The organism is Paenibacillus baimaensis (genome assembly GCF_025567575.1).
Map to the genome: position 1 here is coordinate 1 of NZ_JAOQIO010000106.1, position 17,631 is coordinate 17,631.

Genomic DNA, 17,631 nt, shown 5'->3' on the forward strand with positions numbered 1-17,631 from the left:
CTCGATCCAGAGCTGTATGAAAGATGTATTCTTCACTTTGATGGCGTATTTTCAGCTTTACCATTTGGGGAGTAAACCCGAGAACAAAGCTACCGTACATGGATGGGTATCGAACGATTCGCCCTATGGTGAATCTGGAGACAGTGTTACCATTCTATGATCTTTACGATGCTTTCAGTGCAGTTGTTTGGTGCAAAACAGAGATGTCGAAAAAAATCAGCCTTTTCTTCAGGATAATATTTCCATCTTACGAAAATCAGTGGGGATTGATCAGACACGTTATTAGATGTCCGATAAGATGCAATTAGAAGAGGGTGCCCCTTGCCATTTTCATGGCTTTTGGGACACCCTCTAAAACGATTTCACCAGCTGCTATAGGCTTGGGTTCATTAATTCTGACTGCACCTGAAGTTGCAGTTTCTCAACAATTGAAAAATTCGTCGCAGCCGTATAAAAGGATTTAATCTGTGAATCGATGGCTTCAGCTGCCGCCAAATGTGAGGTGGCTTCCTTCATCTTTACCGAATATCGTTCTTTAATTGCAGCTATTTCAGCTGCATAGGTTTCATCCGTCCCTGGGGTCATGGTGCGTTCATACATATCCAAGATCTCATCCCCGTCCCGATCTGGAAAGTATTCATGAGGGGCGGTGCTGTCGAAAATGGCTGTGCTAAGTTTCGGGAAGATCAGCATATCTAGGCTGTTTGGATCAAAACCACAATGATACACTTGAACATCGATGCCTTTCTTCTCGGCCGCAGCAGCAAGCTTTTTCAGAAGCGTCGATTTACCGGATCCCGGTCTTCCTTTGATAAAAATCCGTCTGTTCAACGGAGCTGTCAAGCTTTGAATAAAATCAAACGCACCCTTCGGAGTAGCTGCCCCGAAAAACAAGTGACGTCCAATGGTTGGTGTCCAGTTTTCATGACCATCGTACAATTCCTGAATAAGTTCCTGCGTAATTTGGTCTGCCTTACCGAAGTCCATGCTTTCGAAATAAAATTTTTCCCATTCATCATGAATCCGTAAAGCGGTTGCAAAGGATTCATAGGCTTTGGAATAAGCATAGATAAGCTTTCCTTTGAGCTCTTCGATCATTCCAAGAGTCTCCGTGGAAATACCTCTGTTATCAAGCGCCACTCCGAAATCGAACTCAATGGTTGCAGCTGCGCCGCCCTCCATGCTCCACTCACTAGCTTGCCCATCGACAATACCAACTTTTAATTTGGTTGCAATAATGCCGTCCAGCTCATCCGGTCGAAGCGGGGAATGGAAGCATTGCACGTGCTGCCCTTTGTCCATCAGACTGTCCGCCAATTTGCGCAAGATTGTGGATTTACCTATACCAGGGGGACCTATTAGGACGAGAATCTTATCAAGCTCTTGGAAAGCCGATTTATACAAAAAATAAACTCCGTGTGCGGTATTACCGCGGGCAAAATAGTGGGATACATTTTCAATCAACATGAACACTCCTTTGCGCGCCCATCCTTTGACCAGCAAAATTCACATTTGTCATGAATCGGTAGGGGCAAAAGCACATATGGGATAGATGCCTATGCTTCAACTTATTCCGGTTGGCGCACAAAGGTGTTTAAAAGCTCTCGTTTTCGTAGGAGGCGTGGACCATTGGCTGGAAGCGAACTATATGTTTCTCTGGCATAAGCCGGATACGGCGTCCGTTATATAACCATATTGTCTGTTTTAAGCTGGAGATATCCAATAATCACTTTTTCGATGACTAAAACTTTTTGCATCTGGGCATCGGTCAATGTAAAAGTCTCCTGTCTCATAGTGACATTTTCACAGAAGAGTTACATGGTGACAATATCACAGCACAAAAACATGCACTTTACTTTTTCGAAGACGTGGATGCTGATTTTTGTTATAATCAATAAAATTCGTTTTTTATAAATTTAGATATAAGAGAAGGGGACATGCTCAATGTCAAGAATCATTAAAACCTTAACCATTGCCGGAAGCGACTCCAGTGGAGGCGCAGGCATTCAGGCGGACCTAAAAACCTTTGAAGAATATGGCACCTATGGATTCAGCGCATTGACAACAATAGTTACGATGGACCCTGACAACGGCTGGCATCACAATGTATATCCTATCGATGCCGCAATTGTTGCAGAGCAATTGAAGACTGTCTTTGCAGGCGGCCCGATGGATGCCATGAAGACCGGCATGCTGGGCAGTGTAGAAATTGTACGTGTAACAGAGCAAGCCATTAAGGGGAATCTCCAGACTAACGTGGTTATTGATCCGGTTATGGTTTGTAAGGGAGAAGACGAGGTGCTGAATCCCGAGAGCGCACAAGCGATTCGCGACCTGCTGTTGCCACTGGCTATAGTGGTCACACCTAATCTGTTCGAAGCTGGCGTACTGTCAGGACTTGGCAAGATTTCTTCAATTGAGGGCATGAAGGAAGCCGCCCGCCTGATTCACGGCCTCGGCGCACGTCATGTTGTCGTGAAAGGCGGCAAGGCGCTGGGCGGCGAACAAGCGGTTGATATCTTCTTCGATGGCACTGAATATACGATCCTCCAGACGGCCAAGATTGAGCCGGCTCACAACCACGGAGCGGGCTGCACCTTTGCCGCAGCAATTACTGGCGGCCTAGCTTGCGGCCTGTCCGTGAACGAAGCCGTGGCGAAGGCCAAGGATTTCGTCTCGGCAGCCATCCGGAATGGCTACACCTTTAACAAATATGTAGGACCTGTCTTCCACGGAGGCTACCGCCTGGAGAAGTAAGCCGCTCAGATAATGGCCCATAATTCATAGCCACCTGTTTGTATCTGACAGATCCTGAAAATGATTTGTACGGATTAAGTGGCTATTGAACAACCTCTCTGCCGGTTTCCGCAGATGTATAGATCGCTGATAAAATTTTAATCATATCAACCGGCAGATTGATAGGTTCTGCTCGCTGCTGGACGACTTCGATAAAATGTCTAAGATGCTCTCCGTGGCCTGGGGGCATCTTTTTTCAGGACAGGGTGACGTTCGTCAATTGGCCTGCTGCTTCGGAGTATAGCTGCAGCACACCAATCCGCAAATTGCTGCCCGCTTTGGTGCCGCGGAGTTTGACGAAGTTCGCATCCTCAAGGATATTGGAGGCCCGGCTGAACTCAATTTGCAGTGAAGCTCCGTTCTCTTTCTTTTCACCGAAACGGCTGTGGACAGAGTTGGATATTTCATTATTAGCGAATTTGGTGTAGGTAGCGCCAGTAACAGCCACCGGCTTGGGATTGCCCATCAGCCATACAGCCAAATCGATGAAATGGACACCTAAGTCAATTAACGAGCCGCCACCCGAAAGCTCCTTCGTTGTTGAATTAATTGAGATCGCTGACGAGACCATTGAAACCTTCAAGCCGAGATGAAACGGTTTGAAGGTTTTTCATTTTATGTCCGGTATGGGCGTCATCTTTAGGGTGGGAGTCTCGAGCAGGTACGAAAAGATCCGATCGGAACCTCTCGCATATCATTTCCTGCGGCAGCCTCATGGTGTGTGTTTTTAAACTCTCGTTCTCCGTTGTATTGATCTTCAGTACCATTTTCAATAATTTTAGTGTATACCCATCTAGTTGTTCATCAACTTCGTTAAGAGCTGATATTATCGTGATAACATTAATTATATGGATATTATATTTCCGGACAAGCGCACCGTTTTCTTTCAGAAAGACGGCGTAACCGTTAATCCTTGTGGAATTATTTGAGATAGAAACGCTGTATAACTGGGCAAAAAAATAATGATTTAGTGTCCTTTCCACATGGACAATTAAATGAAACGGTGTTATAGTAAATAATTATAAACTCTTATTTAAAGCCGCTTTATAGGTTATTTTTTGTATCTGTACAGTGTACATTTGTTTTTGGAGAAATGACCGTATAGGATGCAAGGAACTAGCAGAATGCGAAAATTGAACATCCATAAGGGAGGAAAGTACAGTGACAAGTAAATTGCTAGGGCATTTCTTGCAAGAAAATTTATCCGAGTTAAAAAGCAAGGGATTGTACAACGTCATTCACCCGTTACAAAGCGCAAACGGTCCGATCATTACGATTAAAGGTAAGGAGCTCATTAACTTATCATCCAATAATTATTTGGGTTTGGCTACGGATGCGCGATTGATTGCTGCAGCGGTGGAAGCCACGCATAAATTTGGAGTAGGCGCAGGCGCGGTTAGATCCATTAACGGGACGCTCGACTTGCACGTCAAGCTGGAACAAAAGCTTGCTGAGTTTAAGCACACAGAAGCTGCAATCGCTTACCAATCCGGTTTTAATTGCAATATGGCTGCGATTTCTGGCGTTATGGATAAAGATGATGCCATTCTTTCAGATCAATTGAACCATGCTTCCATCATTGATGGGTGTAGACTCTCAAGAGCCAAAATTATTGCGTTTAACCATTCCGACATCGACGATTTGCGGGCGAAAGCCAAACAAGCCAAAGAATCTAGGTTATATAAGAAAATCATGGTGATTACAGATGGCGTCTTCTCGATGGATGGCGATATTGCAAAGCTCCCCGAAATTGCAGAAGTGGCAGAGGAATTTGAGCTCATCACTTATGTTGACGATGCGCATGGCTCCGGAGTTTTAGGAAAAGGTGCGGGAACTGTCAAACATTTTGGACTGTCGGACAAGATTGATTTTCAAATCGGGACCCTCTCCAAGGCGATCGGGGTCGTCGGCGGCTATGTGGCAGGAAGACAGGATCTAATCGATTGGCTAAAGGTAAGAAGCAGACCTTTTCTGTTCTCGACAGCGTTGCCTCCTGGAGATGTGGCTGCTTCCATCAGAGCCATTGAAATTCTGATGAGCAGTACGGAATTGCACGACAAGCTATGGGATAATGCAAACTATTTCAAGAAAGGCCTGAGGAAGCTGGGTTTCGACATTGGCCATAGTGATACGCCGATCACTCCGTGCATCATCGGTGAAGAGCAGAAGGCCCAGGAATTCAGTAAAAGGCTATTTGAAGAAGGTGTATATGCCAAAGCGATCGTATTGCCAACCGTACCTAAAAACACAGGCCGGGTAAGGAATATGCCGATAGCGGCACATACAACGGAGATGCTCGATCGTGCAGTTGCCATTTATGAAAAAGTTGGGAAAGAGATGGGGATCTTACAATGAAAAAAATATTAATCACCGGTGCTTTAGGTCAAATCGGTTCCGAGCTTACAACGAAACTGCGAGACATTTACGGTGCGGACAATGTCGTCGCAACAGACATCAGGAAAAATGAAGAAACGCAGCTTGCCCAATCAGGTCCCTATGAAGTGCTTGATGTCACGGATGCCAAAAGCATGTTTGACATTGCCGAAACGTATCAGGTCGATACCATTATGCACCTGGCTGCTTTGTTGTCAGCGATTGCGGAAACGAAACCGCTTTTCGCCTGGAATTTGAATATGGGCGGACTGGTCAATGCGCTGGAAGTTGCCAGAGAATTGCAATGCCAGTTCTTTACACCGAGCTCCATCGGGGCATTCGGTCCGACAACACCTAAAAACAATACACCGCAGGACACCGTCCAGCGGCCGACGACGATGTACGGCGTGAATAAAGTCGCCGGCGAGCTGCTATGTGACTATTACTACCACAAATTTGGCGTTGATACCAGAGGGCTGCGTTTTCCCGGATTAATTTCCTATGTCACACCTCCAGGCGGCGGCACAACTGACTATGCAGTGGAAATTTACTATGAAGCGATGAAGAACGTCAAATATACTTCGAATATTGGTAAAGGAACCTATATGGACATGATGTATATGCCAGACGCGTTGAATGCGATCATTGCCTTGATGGAAGCGGATAGTTCTACACTCATCCATAGAAATGCATTTAACATTACGGCCATGAGCGTTGAACCGGAGGATTTTGCAGCAGAAATTAAAAAGCATATCCCTGAATTCAAACTGGAGTACGCCATCGATGCTGCCCGTCAGAGCATAGCAGACAGCTGGCCCAACTCCATCGATGCTACGGCAGCCAAGCAAGAATGGGGCTTTAAAGCGGAATACGATCTTACCAAAATGACGGAAGACATGCTTGCGCAGTTGCGCCCTAAATTTTTACTCAAAGCAAATTAAGAGAGAGGGGGGTTCACTTCTGCCTGATTCAGGCTCAAACCCAATAATCGCCGTCACCCGTAAAATTTCCGGGTGACGATTCTTTAGGTTTGGTGATCGCCAATGCACAAATATTAGCTACGGTATTGCTGGAGGAAAGAGCGCAGCTTGTATCCGGGAGTACGGATAATCATCTCATGCTGTTGGTTGTTCGGACATGGGATTTGACTGGCAAGTAAGCGGAAGCATTGCTTGAGAGCGCTGGCATTACAGTGAGTAAGAACACCAACAAAGTACATTATCTAGATCACAAACTAAAATCCGACTTTGGTTCGCTTCTCGTTTTTAAAGGCGATTGGAGCAGTGTAATAGCGATGGTTACTGCTTCCCGCTCCATGTCTGTATGTTTCCCATCTGCTAACGAACGACAAAAGAGAAGTATTCTGAAGGAGCTCGGTGGAATAATAAACGCTGCTCTATCTGAGATTGATTGTAAGTTTGTTGGAGATTTGATTCTGACGGATTGACTGGCACATTGACAATTGATAGCTGGAGAACATCCCGATGTACAACCATGAACAGATTACTTTATGCATCATCGATGATATTAAGAGTGTGGTGGATGGATTAACCGCGATTGAATGGGCTGATGAGCATGGCATTACGCTCGTTGGTTCTTCAGCTAATGGATAGGATGGACTTGAGCTTGTGAAGCGTGTCAAACCAGACCTGATTATTACGGATATCCGCATGCCCAAGATGGATGGTCTTAACATGCTGCGAGCGATTCTCGAGCTGAACCATTCGTGCAAGGTCATTCTCATCAGCGGCTACACCGATTTTGAGTATGCCAAGCAGGCTGTTCAGCTAGAAGCTTTCGACTTTGTCGTCAAACCCTTTACGGAAGAAGATATTACAGAAGTGATCCTGAAGGCTAAGCTGCAAATCATACAGGAAAGGTCAAGGCTTCTTAAAGTGCAAGATATGGAGATTAAGTTGCGGGAGAGCATGCCTGTGCTCAGGGAGGAATATTTTGCTCTTCTGGTGAATCATCCACCCGATTTACCAAGTGAAAAAGAATAATTAGAAACACTAGTAGATAATGGAGTAATAATAGACGATTTTGAAGAAGGTCCAGCCTTCGAAGATAAAGATTTTTCGTTTCTTGTCGACACACCTTCAATTAGCAATTTCCATTTTCCATTATCTTTTATTAAGTGTATAGAAACAACTTCGGTGGTTTGAGTATCATCTTTTCGATTTAATGCAATGTTCGCGATCCATTTTTCCCCGTCTTGCTTAAAATCAATTAACTTTGAATCAGAAAACGGGTTGTTGTTCAGTACCTGGTTATATAACAATTTTTGTTTGTCAGGCGAGACTCGGATATCTGTAACCCATTGAACCATTTCATTAACATCTTTCTTTTCGACCGCGCTAATATAGTTTTTAACAGATTGTTTTACTGCGGCTTCCTCTGATGATACAGCACTTGCACTTGTAGTACTAAATAGTGATACAGAAGAGATAAGAAAAAGAGCCATAGTTCCCAAAAACGACGTGTAATCTTTTTTTCCTTAAATGGAATAATTTAGGTGATTTGTCACCTTAACATATTTATTATAAAATACCTTTTTTGATATATTATGTATATATAATTTTCGTTTAACTATTATCTATGTTTAAATGAATAGTATGTAAAATGGTAGATTCCAATCTTTTAGATAGGAGTTTTAATTATGGCACCCCTTAGGGAAAGTGAGAGGAAAGAGGAAATAAGAGTCATTTACATGGAGATATGGGACAAAATGCAGAGTTTCGATGAATCATATGCGGAGTCTTATTATAAAATTTGTTTAAAAAATTTAGGGAGAGAGGAGAAAGAGTTTTTTGGCCCGTCCTTGAACATGAATTCGGTAGACACTGATTTTTTTAAATCAAAAGGTTTTTGGATTGCCGCTTTTGCTGGAGTACTAATAATTGTACTTCTTGTTTTTTTTATTCTGTGGTTTTCTTTACTCGTCGAATAAGAGATCTTGATTGTACGTTGCTTATATCAGCTGTGCTGAAACTACCCTTCACGCTCTTCACCTTCTACTCAACAACCGAAGTGTAGTAACTCGCTCCTGCCAAAAGATCAAAAATCAGACCACTGTTATCCACAGCGCCTATAAGGGTAATATCAGCGTCATCCGGATCGGTGAACCATTTTACGAAGTTTGCCGTTCTAGCATTGGATAAAGCGAAAACCGAGCAGCTGCAAACAAATGAAGCGGACTTTGACGATATCAAAGGGCAATGGTACGAATCGAACGTGCGGGAACTGGTGAAACTCGGCGCGATAAACGGTTATCCAGACAACACATTTAAGCCTGATGCGAACATCACAAGAGCGGAATTCGTAACTGTTATCGTCCAAGCGTTCCAGCTTGGGGAGCAAGAAGGCAAAACCTTTGCCGATACGGAAACACACTGGGCAGAATTCCAATACCAGGCGAAAAAATGGAGCTATGAGCGCCATGTCGTGGTAAAGATGGAAAAGACCGCAGGTGAACTACTGTCGCCGGGGATAAACTGGGAGTTTGCCGATGGAAACCATGCCAGCTTTGTACCGGGGGCATCCATTCGATCTGGATGATAAAAATACTGGAATTCAACACAAACGCCAAGGTTTCCAAAATATTCGATCTGTGATGGATACGGAGCCTTTGAAAACAGAAACTGGAATTTTTGGCTAAAATGAAGCCAGCGGATCAGATATCGTTATCGCAGAAGCACAAAAGCAGCTTAATGAATGGAACAGCTCCAAATAATCATCCCGGGTATACAGCAACACTTCGGAATGGGTTTTTGAACAAAGCAGCCATACGATACAACCTAAGTTGATCGAAGGGGCTCTAGTTCCTTATTGTTGATTTACATTGTAACAGGTCTTTGTTTTCAACTATACTGAAATTGAGAAATTCTTGTATATCTTGTGGGGTGTTGATCCAAACCCAGGAAACTTTCAATAAAATTGTGCTGTACCAGATGAAATACAATATTAAGTTAAATGAGATTGGTAAATTTCAAGATGATATCGTCATTCCCAACCCGGCAAAAGGATTAACAGCGCGGTAGTGGTCAATATTAAATCGCATTGGCTTTTTAATAATATTGAGCTCATAAACAGTGATTTTGGCAAGGATAAGCATTTAATTTTTGGTGTATGACCGAAAATAGCGTGGAAAGGAGCTGCTTTCGCAACGATGAAGATAATAGATAAACATGCGGTTTCACTAGCATCAATCAACGCCGAGGAGTCGCTTGATGCAGAAGCAGCCCAACTGGCACGCCTGATCTATAACCTTGCTCCACATGACGGTACCTTCAGCCAGCGCATCCCCGGTTTGAGCATCGGGCGCTATTCGCGAATAGAAACGGACTACGTGAAAACCTTCTATTTGCCCTCTTTGTTAATCGTTGCACAAGGGGCAAAGGCCATAACGTTGGGGCAGGAGGTCTATGGATTCAACAGGTCGAATATGCTTATGCTCCCCGTTGCCCTGCCGGTCGCTCTTCAGACCACACAGGCAAGTCCATCCGAGCCGTTCCTCGGGGTTAGGCTGGATCTCGACCCGCAGAGGATCGCGGAGCTGGTCCTGAAAGTGTACCCCCAGGGCCTGCCTCCAATTCGTCAGCGGAGTGCGGGTTACGTTATGGCCGCTGATTTGGGCATTGTTAATGCGGTGAGAAGGCTGTTGGAGTATCTGCCTAATCCTGGAGATGCTGAATTGCTTGCCCCACTCGTGATGGATGAGATTGTGCTGCGAGTCCTGCGTGGTCCCATCGGCGTTCACTTGGCTGAGATTGGTTTTGCGGATTCAGGTGTGCAGCGAGTTACAAAAGCCATTGCCTGGCTCCGCGACAACTTCGCCCAGCAGATGAAGGTTGCCGATTTGGCCGAGCTGGTACACATGAGTGTGTCTTCATTTCATGAGCATTTTAAGGGAGTCACTTCGATGAGCCCGCTGCAATACCAAAAAGCACTGCGCCTTCATGAAGCAAGACGGCTGATGGTCGTTAGCTCAATGGATGCCACATCTGCATGCCAGCTAGTGGGGTATGTTAGCACCCCCCAATTTAGCCGGGACTACAGCCGCTTTTTCGGAAGCCCGCCAAGCAGAGACATTGCTAGATGGCGTCAACAAACACAGATACTTTCCTCTCTTAACCCGCGGCCATAAGGCTTTGCGGGTTTTTAGTTCTTCTTGGAGGATCAGGCAAAAAGTGACGTGGAACAGGCAAACCTCTGGGCGAAACGAAGACTATAATGAGTTTAGAGTTTAGACTTGAGGCCAACGGTGCAGATCGTTTTTGTGCCCCCGCGGCGATTCAAGCAGCTCTACTACTAAACAGCTTAAGGAGGACTTCACTATGCGTGTTTTTGTTACTGGCGCGACAGGCTTCATCGGCTCTGCCATCGTACGCGAATTGATCGACGCAGGGCACGAGGTGCTTGGACTCGCTCGCTCGGATGAGGCCGCCGCATCGCTTGCCGCGGTTGGAGCCGCAGTACATCGCGGCGGTCTGGATGATCTCGACAGCCTGAGGCGCGGAGCGGATGCAGCGGATGGCGTCATTCACACCGCCTTCATTCACAACTTTTCGGCCATTGCGGCAGCAGGTAAGACGGACAGGCTTGCGATCGAGGCATTCGGCGCAGTGCTCGCCAACTCTGGCCGCCCCTTGGTTGTCACCTCCGCGATCGGGCTTCTTACGCCGGGTCGCCTCGGGACGGAAGAAGATGCGGCCGATTCTAATTCCGCCGGTTCGCACCGCGTAGCTTCGGAAGCGGCAGCGCTTTCGATGGTGTCGCAAGGCGTGCGCGTATCGGTGGTAAGGCTTCCCCCATCGGTACATGGCGATGGGGATCACGGCTTCGTCCCGGCCTTGATCAATGCCGCCCGAAGATCGGGTTTCTCCGCCTATGTGGGCGATGGCGCTAACCGTTGGTCCGCTGTGCATCGACTTGATGCTGCACGTCTCTATCGGTTGGCGCTTGAGACGGCACCTACAGGTACCGTACTGCACGCGATTGGCGAAGAGGGCGTGCCCATTCGTGACATCGCCAGCATAATCGGCCATCGTCTGAATGTGCCAGTTATCGGCCAATCTCCAGAGGAAGCAGCCGACCATTTTGGTTGGCTGGCGCACTTTGTTTCGATGGACGCTCCGGCGTCAAGTGTCCTGACACAGAAGCGGTTCGGGTGGTTTCCCGTACAGCCAGCACTCATTCCAGACCTCGACCGGGAGCAGTACTTTACAACTTGACTGCTGGAGAAGAAAAACAAAAAAACTTCAATCGAATGATTTACAGCGTCAGTCTAGGACTTTCTTTTCTCGTCTATAACTGGCGCTGTTTCGATTTCGTGGGCAGTCTAATACTTAATTTATAGAGTCTATCGGTTTAGGAGCACCTAAGATTTTGGCTGCAAGGGCTGTGAGCTGTGAACGTTCCGTTCAACGATTTGTCAAGGTTGAGTTGAAAGCGATTGTTAATAGTTACCAATTGGTGTCGAGCAAACTGATGTACATATATTGGAGAACCGAAGTGAACGTCATGCAATATGTATTCAAGGTCAAACTTTATATCAGTGACAATGCGAATGCAAAAGTCAAATAGTCTATTGACAATGATCGATCGTTCGATTATATTTTTGAGTATGAAAACTAAATCCGAAAGCAAAGTGAACCTTATTTATCAGGCTACGATCGAACTTCTCAATGAAAGTGGCCTTTCTGAAATATCCATCTCAAAAATTGCTAAAAGGGCGAATATCTCTTCTTCGATCATTTATTTTTATTTTGAAAGCAAAGAGGATATGCTGATCAAATTGTATTTTCTGCTCAAGGATCAAATGCACCAGCTCATGTTTCATGGTGTAACAGAGAGTACACCCGTAAAAGTGGGGTTTGAGAATATTTTGCGAAATTATTCAAATTATATATTAAATAATAAGGACAGCTTTTTGTTAATGGAACAGTTTATCGGCTCACCCTTTATACGTAAAAACTGTAAGGATCAAAATGGTGGTGTGTTTAAGCCGATGTACCCTTTGTTTGAAAGGGGAATTAAAGAAGGTTTTTTCAAGGATTTGGAAACGAATCTATTGGTTACATACTCCTGTTTACCTTTTGCTGAAATGGGAAAAGAGTATTTAAATGGGGCGTATGAGTTTAATTCAATAAACATTGAGAAAATGATTCAAATGAGCTGGGATGCTATTAAAGTATAATCAGCTCTTTTTTTAAATTAAATTGATCGATCGTTCGATATATTTTTTTAGATCATTCTGATCGATCGTTCGATAAATTTAAGGGGGTGATTTTCATTTTTGCAATCGAATGTTCAAGGCATGGATTCCCATAGGGTGAGAAGTAATCCAAAAGAAGAAACTGTATGATTTCAAACAATAAAAACAATAGATTTGACAAACAAAGGGGATCAATTATTTCATGAAGAACTACAAATGGATTATTTACTTGCTTGCATTAGGCGCAACTGTGGTCGGTACGGCCGAATCAATTATTACAGGTATTCTGGACATGATTGCCACTGATATAAATGTCTCTATTGGCTTAGCTGGACAATTGGTTGCCATGTATTCGATAGCCTACGCGATAGGAACGCCAATTGTAATCGCACTCACTTCAAAAACAGATCGAAAAAAGCTGCTGTTCATAGCACTTCTTACCTTCCTTATCGGTAATGTCATCGCTGTCCTGAGCCCTAACTTTACTATATTGATGATATCCCGTGCTATTTTGGGTGTGAGTGCGGGGGTATTCGCGGTAGTGGCTTTGGGGATTGCCGCACAAATTGCTCCTCCAGAGAAAAGAGGAGGTGCGATTGGCACGATCTTGATGGGTACGAGTCTTGCGCTCGTTGTCGGCCTTCCTTTAGGAACCTTAATTGGTGAATATATGGGGTGGCGCTGGATCTTCGCAATTCTTGGAATTATCACCATCATTCCTATTATTGCGATTGTAAAAGCAATACCTAAAATGTCTGGACAAGAAACGATTCCTTTATCCAAGCAATTGTCTGTTCTCAAAGATTTCAAAGTAATCAGCGGTTTATTAACTTCCCTGTTCTTTATTACCGGTTACTCTGTTGTTTCCACATACCTTGCGCCGTTACTACGCGAAAATGCTGGCCTCAATACCAATACGATTAGTCTCGTCTTGCTTGGCATGGGTTTAATGGCTGTTGTAGGAGCACGTGTTGGAGGCTACGGCGCTGATAAATGGGGAATTGCCCCTACACTGATTGTCAGTCTGTTGATTCATGTTATTGCCTTGTTCTTCCTCCCGTTCGCTGCGGTTACTTTTGTAGGTGCCCTGTTTATTCTTGCAATCTGGATGTTTGGAGCTTGGACAACTGCTCCTGCACAACAGTTCTATCTGGTAACTACGGCCCCTAAATCAACCGAAATTATACTGAGCTTGAACTCATCCGCCTTCCACCTTGGTGTTGCCTTGGGTGCAGCTTTGGGCGGAGTGGTTGTAGAGCGGTTAACCTTGTCGTCGATCGGCTGGGTCGGTGGTTTAGTCGTCATACTTGCAACTGTATTTGCAATGATTTCTATATTAATGGGAAAGAAAAAAGCATCAGATGTACTTGAGAGCGAGTAAGAAAAGATTAATTTAATACCAAAAAGCAAAGTCGAAGTCTTTAATACGGAAAGGGGATTCACCATGGAAAAAAGAGCATTAGGATCAAGAGGGTTGGAAGTACCCGCCCTTGGATTAGGGTGAATGAGCATGCCCGATTTTTATAGCGGCTGGGATGATCAGGAATCCATACATACGGTTCATCGCGCATTGTATCATTTAAGATTTGAATCTCTGTTGTAGTCTTATTCATTTGACGTAATGCTACCGCCGGGCACGGGCACTTCCCAACGCATCAAGCGCCAGCCGGCCGACGGTCGTCGTCAGATACGCCGCGAGGTCACCGATGTCAGCCGGATGATCCATTCACTGCACCCGCAGCCATGCTTCCTGAACGCAATCCTCGGCTTCGGCGATGGAGCCGACAATCACATAAGCCACCCTCAGCAGACGGGGGCGATGGGCTTCAAACGCCCGCGAAAGCGCGTCGCTGTTAATCGGGTTTAGAAAGCTCGCTTTTCCGTATTGCTCACTCATCGATAACGCTCCTTCTCTTTTGCACATTCGGAGAATCTCAGTTTTCCACGAATATCCGGCCGGTTCGCCGTTAGCGCTCCGGCACGCAGCTTCCTTTTGATATTTCCGAACAACGGGATCGGAAGAAGCAGCCCCCGCGTACCGGTGGTAACCGTACGCCAAATGCGAGCCAGCTCAAGAGCGTCTATGATCTCGGGTCCCGCGATTTCTATACGCCCTTTCCGTGGCGTAGCCTCTGCCGCGTTGGCGACCGTTTGAGCTACCTCGGAGACAGCGACAGTTTGCAACGGCATATGTGGCAGCGGCAGCATCTTCAAACGCCCGGCTTGCACAAGCATTGCTGCGATATATTCGTGAAACTGCGTCGCGCGCACAATCGTATAAGGCACTTTTCCATGTTCGATAACGCGCTCCTGCTCCATTTTGACGCGGTAATATTTGAACGGTACTTTTTCGCAGCCAATAATAGAAACGCATATATGGTGGCCGACTCCGACCTCTTCTTCAGCGGCGAGCAGCCGACGTGAGCCGTTGACCAAAATTTCTTCGGCTTGCTTCTGTGCGTGCTGGCATCGACGACAACGTCGCAGCATTTCAAAGCGGAAGTCAGTCCTTCCCCTGTGATCAGATCGATCCGATGTTCGCGCGCATTCCGGCTTAGCAGGCGAACTTCATGGCCCCTTAGGCGCAATTCCTTGACGACGTGGCGACCCAACATCCCGGTCTCTCCAACGACAGCGATTTTCATCTCCATTCCTCCTTCGCCAGTGTTCCTGTTACACTCTAAAGACGACGCAGCAATCCGGAATGTGACATGGCTGAACCCACGAAGTCCCATAAGCATAAAAACTAGTGTCGATCCGGGGGACTTCTTTGTTTTGGGCGGTCAACTTGTCTACGTGGCTGAGAAGGAGGATGAGTTTCAAGCACGAATGGCCATCCTGATCCCAGACTCAGAGTCATATATTCCAACGGTACTGAAAAGCAATCTCCTGCTCAGGTCTTTGCAGTGTGCGCTGTACAAAGACGAGGCTGGACGCCGCTTGACTGTGCCGCTTACCGGGCCATTGTTCAGCGAAACGTGGGATTGGGGATGTCGAAAATGGTACGATCTATGTCTTGCGGAGCTTGTCCAATCATCCCTTCGTTGAGGAGCATCGCAAATTGATTCACAAAATTGGCGTTACGGGCGGTAAAGTTGAAACCCGTATCGCGGGTGCGGCGCACGATGCCACATTATCAACATAGGAGCGTGCCAAATAGCATAAATTTAAAAACTATTAAATAAACACGCAGAATGAATTACAACTTCCTCTATGATCACCCGCACAAACAATGATATTACACATATTCCTTCTATGAGGATTATCGAACTATACTTTAAATAGACACACTAAAATCATTAAATGGATTAGGATTGAAATAAGACGTTAAAAGATTTTTTTAGTAGCATAGGAATCTAACAAAAAAAGCCCTCAAGATAAAATATCTTTACAGGCTCATAAAATTTTAATGGAAATATTGGAGACAGCAATTTAAAGAGTATACGGAAGAATTAAAGTTAGTTGAGATAAAAGCGAATTGTGCTTAATTAAAAGAATGGTTGAAAATTAAATGATAAAAGAAGGCTTCTGAGGTTGTACTTTTAATCAGGACATATTATGTCACAGGTGCAAATTATTTCGTTTTCTTTTCAAATACCCTTATTTCTTCGCCTTACTTTCAAGTGCAAAAAGTATCTATAGAATGCCGCTTCAGATGATGCTAACTTAAAGTTTGCAAGCAGAGATTATAAAGAAGGAGGAACAAATTGATGAGCCACACTGATGGAGGGCAACGTAAACAAGGGATTGTCGATTGCGATGTTCATGTATATCCCAAACATGCAGATGAACTGAAGCAATATATGCCGCAGCCTTGGAGAGACCGTTATAAGCCGGGTGGTAGAGGCTTTTACGAAAACCCGGGTCATGGATCCCGTTTGGACGCAATACCACCTGGAGGGGGTGGTACAGGAACAGATCCTGCCTTTTTGCGGAAACAACTTATAGATGAGTATGGGGTCGATCATGCGATCCTGCTGCCTCGAGCCTTCTGTAATATGCATCCTGATCCCGATTACGCTTCAGCTATAGCGTCGGCCTATAATGACTGGCTGGCTGATACATGGCTTGGCAAATACAACATGGATGGCGTATTCAAGGGTTCCATCACCATTGCCCATCAAGATCCTGCGGTCGCTGCCAAAGAAATCGACCGTTGGGCAGGACATCCCCACTTCGTGCAGGTTATGACCGATTCCGGAGCCCGTGCACCGTTCGGACAGCGTCAATATTATCCCATCTACGAAGCGTGCGAACGTAACGGGTTTCCTTTTGCCATTCATCCTGGGACGGACGGTATGGGTATCAATGAACAGCCATCACCCGGCTATCCGACCCATTACATCGAATGGCATACTTGTCTGTCATTAAGCTTTCAAGCGCATCTAGTCAGCTTCCTTACTGAAGGTGTGTTCGAGAAATTCCCCAAGTTCAAGGTTGTGCTTGTAGAAGGTGGCGTATCTTGGGTGCCAACACTTTTATGGCGCTTGGATGCGGAATATAAAGGATTACGATTCGAAGTACCATGGCTAACCAAAAGACCATCTGAATATTTACGGGACCACCTTCGAGTGACATCGCAGCCGATCGAACGTCCGGATAATGACCAGTACTTGCTGCAAATTTTGGAGATGATGGATGCCAAAAATATCCTGATGTTTTCCAGCGATTATCCGCATTGGGACTTCGATTCACCGACAAGGGCGTTTCCAAAACTACCAGCAGAACTTTACAACCGAATTTTTTCAGACAACGCCAGAGAGCTTTATGGACTGTGAGGAGGCGAAACGAATGACAAATCATATCGTGGGTACAACGAGCGAGATTCCTCCTGGCGCAAGAAAAATTGTTCAAGTGGAGAGTCGATCAATCGGTGTGTTCAATGTTAAAGGTACTTACTATGCAATCCGGAACAACTGCCCGCATCAAGGGGCTCCGCTTTGCCAAGGCCGATTAACAGGGTTGGCCATGAATTCCATGCCGGGAGAATACAACTATGGTCGCGAAGGTGAAATCATAACTTGTCCCTGGCATGGATGGGAGTTCGATCTTACAAATGGCAAGTCCATATACGACCCTCAAAAATGTTTGGTGAAAACCTATGAAGTCATTGTTGAGCATCAAGCAGCATCGCAACCCTGGACGAATGCTGCTACCATGCAGATCGAACAGGAAACGATGATCGAGACTTTTCCGGTAACTGTGGAGGATAACTGGGTCATTATTCACCTGTAAGACCTTAATGT

21 protein-coding genes and 1 pseudogene are annotated in these 17,631 nt (G+C 45.4%); 16 read left to right on the plus strand and 6 right to left on the minus strand.

Annotation, left to right across the window (positions count from 1 at the left end; all coding sequences use genetic code 11):
- Positions 1 to 372: 372 nt before the first annotated feature.
- Positions 373 to 1,467, minus strand: a complete 1,095-nt coding sequence (locus tag OB236_RS30550; protein ID WP_262687348.1) for a hypothetical protein — start codon at positions 1,465 to 1,467, stop codon at positions 373 to 375.
- A gap of 91 nt (positions 1,468 to 1,558) precedes the next feature.
- On the opposite strand from OB236_RS30550, the gene OB236_RS30555 reads away from it, so the two are divergent.
- Together OB236_RS30555 and thiD are read left to right on the plus strand one after the other, a co-directional pair.
- Positions 1,559 to 1,690 (plus strand): hypothetical protein, encoded by a 132-nt coding sequence (locus OB236_RS30555; protein WP_262687349.1) that lies wholly within the window; start codon positions 1,559 to 1,561, stop codon positions 1,688 to 1,690.
- A 254-nt stretch (positions 1,691 to 1,944) separates the two neighbouring features.
- Positions 1,945 to 2,757, plus strand: a complete 813-nt coding sequence (gene thiD / locus OB236_RS30560) for a bifunctional hydroxymethylpyrimidine kinase/phosphomethylpyrimidine kinase (protein ID WP_262687350.1) — start codon at positions 1,945 to 1,947, stop codon at positions 2,755 to 2,757.
- A gap of 235 nt (positions 2,758 to 2,992) precedes the next feature.
- On the opposite strand, the gene OB236_RS30565 is transcribed toward thiD, so the two are convergent.
- The gene (locus OB236_RS30565) at positions 2,993 to 3,367 is read right to left on the minus strand and encodes a Gfo/Idh/MocA family protein (protein WP_262687351.1); all 375 of its coding nucleotides are present in this window, start codon (positions 3,365 to 3,367) and stop codon (positions 2,993 to 2,995) included.
- A 590-nt stretch (positions 3,368 to 3,957) separates the two neighbouring features.
- Between OB236_RS30565 and OB236_RS30570 the strand changes: the two genes are divergently transcribed.
- From OB236_RS30570 to OB236_RS30590, 5 genes are all read left to right on the plus strand, one after another.
- A complete protein-coding gene (locus tag OB236_RS30570) occupies positions 3,958 to 5,151 on the plus strand; it encodes a glycine C-acetyltransferase (protein ID WP_262687352.1) in 1,194 nt (397 codons plus the stop codon).
- Entirely contained in the window at positions 5,148 to 6,110 is a 963-nt protein-coding gene (locus OB236_RS30575; RefSeq protein ID WP_262687354.1) for an L-threonine 3-dehydrogenase, read from the plus strand. The genes OB236_RS30570 and OB236_RS30575 overlap by 4 nt, the downstream gene beginning before the upstream one ends.
- 92 nt (positions 6,111 to 6,202) lie before the next feature.
- Positions 6,203 to 6,328 carry a hypothetical protein gene (locus tag OB236_RS30580; protein WP_262687416.1) on the plus strand — a complete coding sequence of 42 codons (126 nt, stop codon included), beginning with the start codon at positions 6,203 to 6,205 and terminating at the stop codon, positions 6,326 to 6,328.
- 325 nt (positions 6,329 to 6,653) lie between these two features.
- Entirely contained in the window at positions 6,654 to 6,782 is a 129-nt protein-coding gene (locus OB236_RS30585) for a response regulator (protein WP_262687355.1), read from the plus strand.
- Positions 6,783 to 6,797: 15 nt separating this feature from the next.
- Positions 6,798 to 7,172 carry a response regulator gene (locus OB236_RS30590; protein WP_262687357.1) on the plus strand — a complete coding sequence of 125 codons (375 nt, stop codon included), beginning with the start codon at positions 6,798 to 6,800 and terminating at the stop codon, positions 7,170 to 7,172.
- Here OB236_RS30590 and OB236_RS30595 read toward each other — a convergent pair.
- The gene (locus tag OB236_RS30595) at positions 7,139 to 7,642 is read right to left on the minus strand and encodes a hypothetical protein (RefSeq protein ID WP_262687358.1); all 504 of its coding nucleotides are present in this window, start codon (positions 7,640 to 7,642) and stop codon (positions 7,139 to 7,141) included. The two genes, OB236_RS30590 and OB236_RS30595, sit on opposite strands and share 34 nt — an antisense overlap.
- A gap of 186 nt (positions 7,643 to 7,828) precedes the next feature.
- Between OB236_RS30595 and OB236_RS30600 the strand changes: the two genes are divergently transcribed.
- The 6 genes from OB236_RS30600 (at position 7,829) to OB236_RS30625 (ending at position 13,766) form a co-directional block, all read left to right on the plus strand.
- A complete protein-coding gene (locus OB236_RS30600; RefSeq protein WP_262687360.1) occupies positions 7,829 to 8,119 on the plus strand; it encodes a hypothetical protein in 291 nt (96 codons plus the stop codon).
- 170 nt (positions 8,120 to 8,289) lie between these two features.
- On the plus strand, positions 8,290 to 8,727 hold the full coding sequence (locus OB236_RS30605; protein WP_262687361.1) for an S-layer homology domain-containing protein: 438 nt from the start codon (positions 8,290 to 8,292) through the stop codon (positions 8,725 to 8,727).
- Positions 8,728 to 9,337: 610 nt separating this feature from the next.
- Positions 9,338 to 10,315, plus strand: a complete 978-nt coding sequence (locus OB236_RS30610) for an AraC family transcriptional regulator (protein ID WP_262687362.1) — start codon at positions 9,338 to 9,340, stop codon at positions 10,313 to 10,315.
- A gap of 190 nt (positions 10,316 to 10,505) precedes the next feature.
- On the plus strand, positions 10,506 to 11,402 hold the full coding sequence (locus OB236_RS30615; RefSeq protein WP_262687364.1) for an SDR family oxidoreductase: 897 nt from the start codon (positions 10,506 to 10,508) through the stop codon (positions 11,400 to 11,402).
- 392 nt (positions 11,403 to 11,794) lie between these two features.
- A complete protein-coding gene (locus OB236_RS30620) occupies positions 11,795 to 12,367 on the plus strand; it encodes a TetR/AcrR family transcriptional regulator (protein ID WP_262687365.1) in 573 nt (190 codons plus the stop codon).
- A gap of 220 nt (positions 12,368 to 12,587) precedes the next feature.
- Positions 12,588 to 13,766, plus strand: a complete 1,179-nt coding sequence (locus OB236_RS30625) for an MFS transporter (protein ID WP_262687367.1) — start codon at positions 12,588 to 12,590, stop codon at positions 13,764 to 13,766.
- A 345-nt stretch (positions 13,767 to 14,111) separates the two neighbouring features.
- On the opposite strand, the gene OB236_RS30630 is transcribed toward OB236_RS30625, so the two are convergent.
- The 3 genes and pseudogenes from OB236_RS30630 to OB236_RS39860 all read right to left on the minus strand — a co-directional run.
- Positions 14,112 to 14,309, minus strand: a complete 198-nt coding sequence (locus OB236_RS30630) for a sigma factor (RefSeq protein ID WP_262687369.1) — start codon at positions 14,307 to 14,309, stop codon at positions 14,112 to 14,114.
- A complete protein-coding gene (locus tag OB236_RS30635; RefSeq protein ID WP_262687370.1) occupies positions 14,279 to 14,821 on the minus strand; it encodes an SDR family oxidoreductase in 543 nt (180 codons plus the stop codon). Before OB236_RS30635 ends, OB236_RS30630 begins: the two co-directional genes overlap by 31 nt.
- Positions 14,822 to 14,856: 35 nt before the next feature.
- Positions 14,857 to 15,126 (minus strand): annotated as a pseudogene (locus OB236_RS39860) (NmrA family NAD(P)-binding protein); the annotation flags it as partial.
- Positions 15,127 to 15,160: 34 nt separating this feature from the next.
- Between OB236_RS39860 and OB236_RS30645 the strand changes: the two are divergent.
- The 3 genes from OB236_RS30645 (at position 15,161) to OB236_RS30655 (ending at position 17,620) form a co-directional block, all read left to right on the plus strand.
- Positions 15,161 to 15,433: a hypothetical protein gene (locus tag OB236_RS30645; protein ID WP_262687372.1), complete on the plus strand. Its 273-nt coding sequence runs from the start codon at positions 15,161 to 15,163 to the stop codon at positions 15,431 to 15,433.
- Between the two features lie 662 nt (positions 15,434 to 16,095).
- A complete protein-coding gene (locus tag OB236_RS30650) occupies positions 16,096 to 17,163 on the plus strand; it encodes an amidohydrolase family protein (RefSeq protein WP_262687373.1) in 1,068 nt (355 codons plus the stop codon).
- A gap of 13 nt (positions 17,164 to 17,176) precedes the next feature.
- Entirely contained in the window at positions 17,177 to 17,620 is a 444-nt protein-coding gene (locus tag OB236_RS30655; protein ID WP_262687375.1) for a Rieske (2Fe-2S) protein, read from the plus strand.
- Positions 17,621 to 17,631 lie beyond the last annotated feature (11 nt).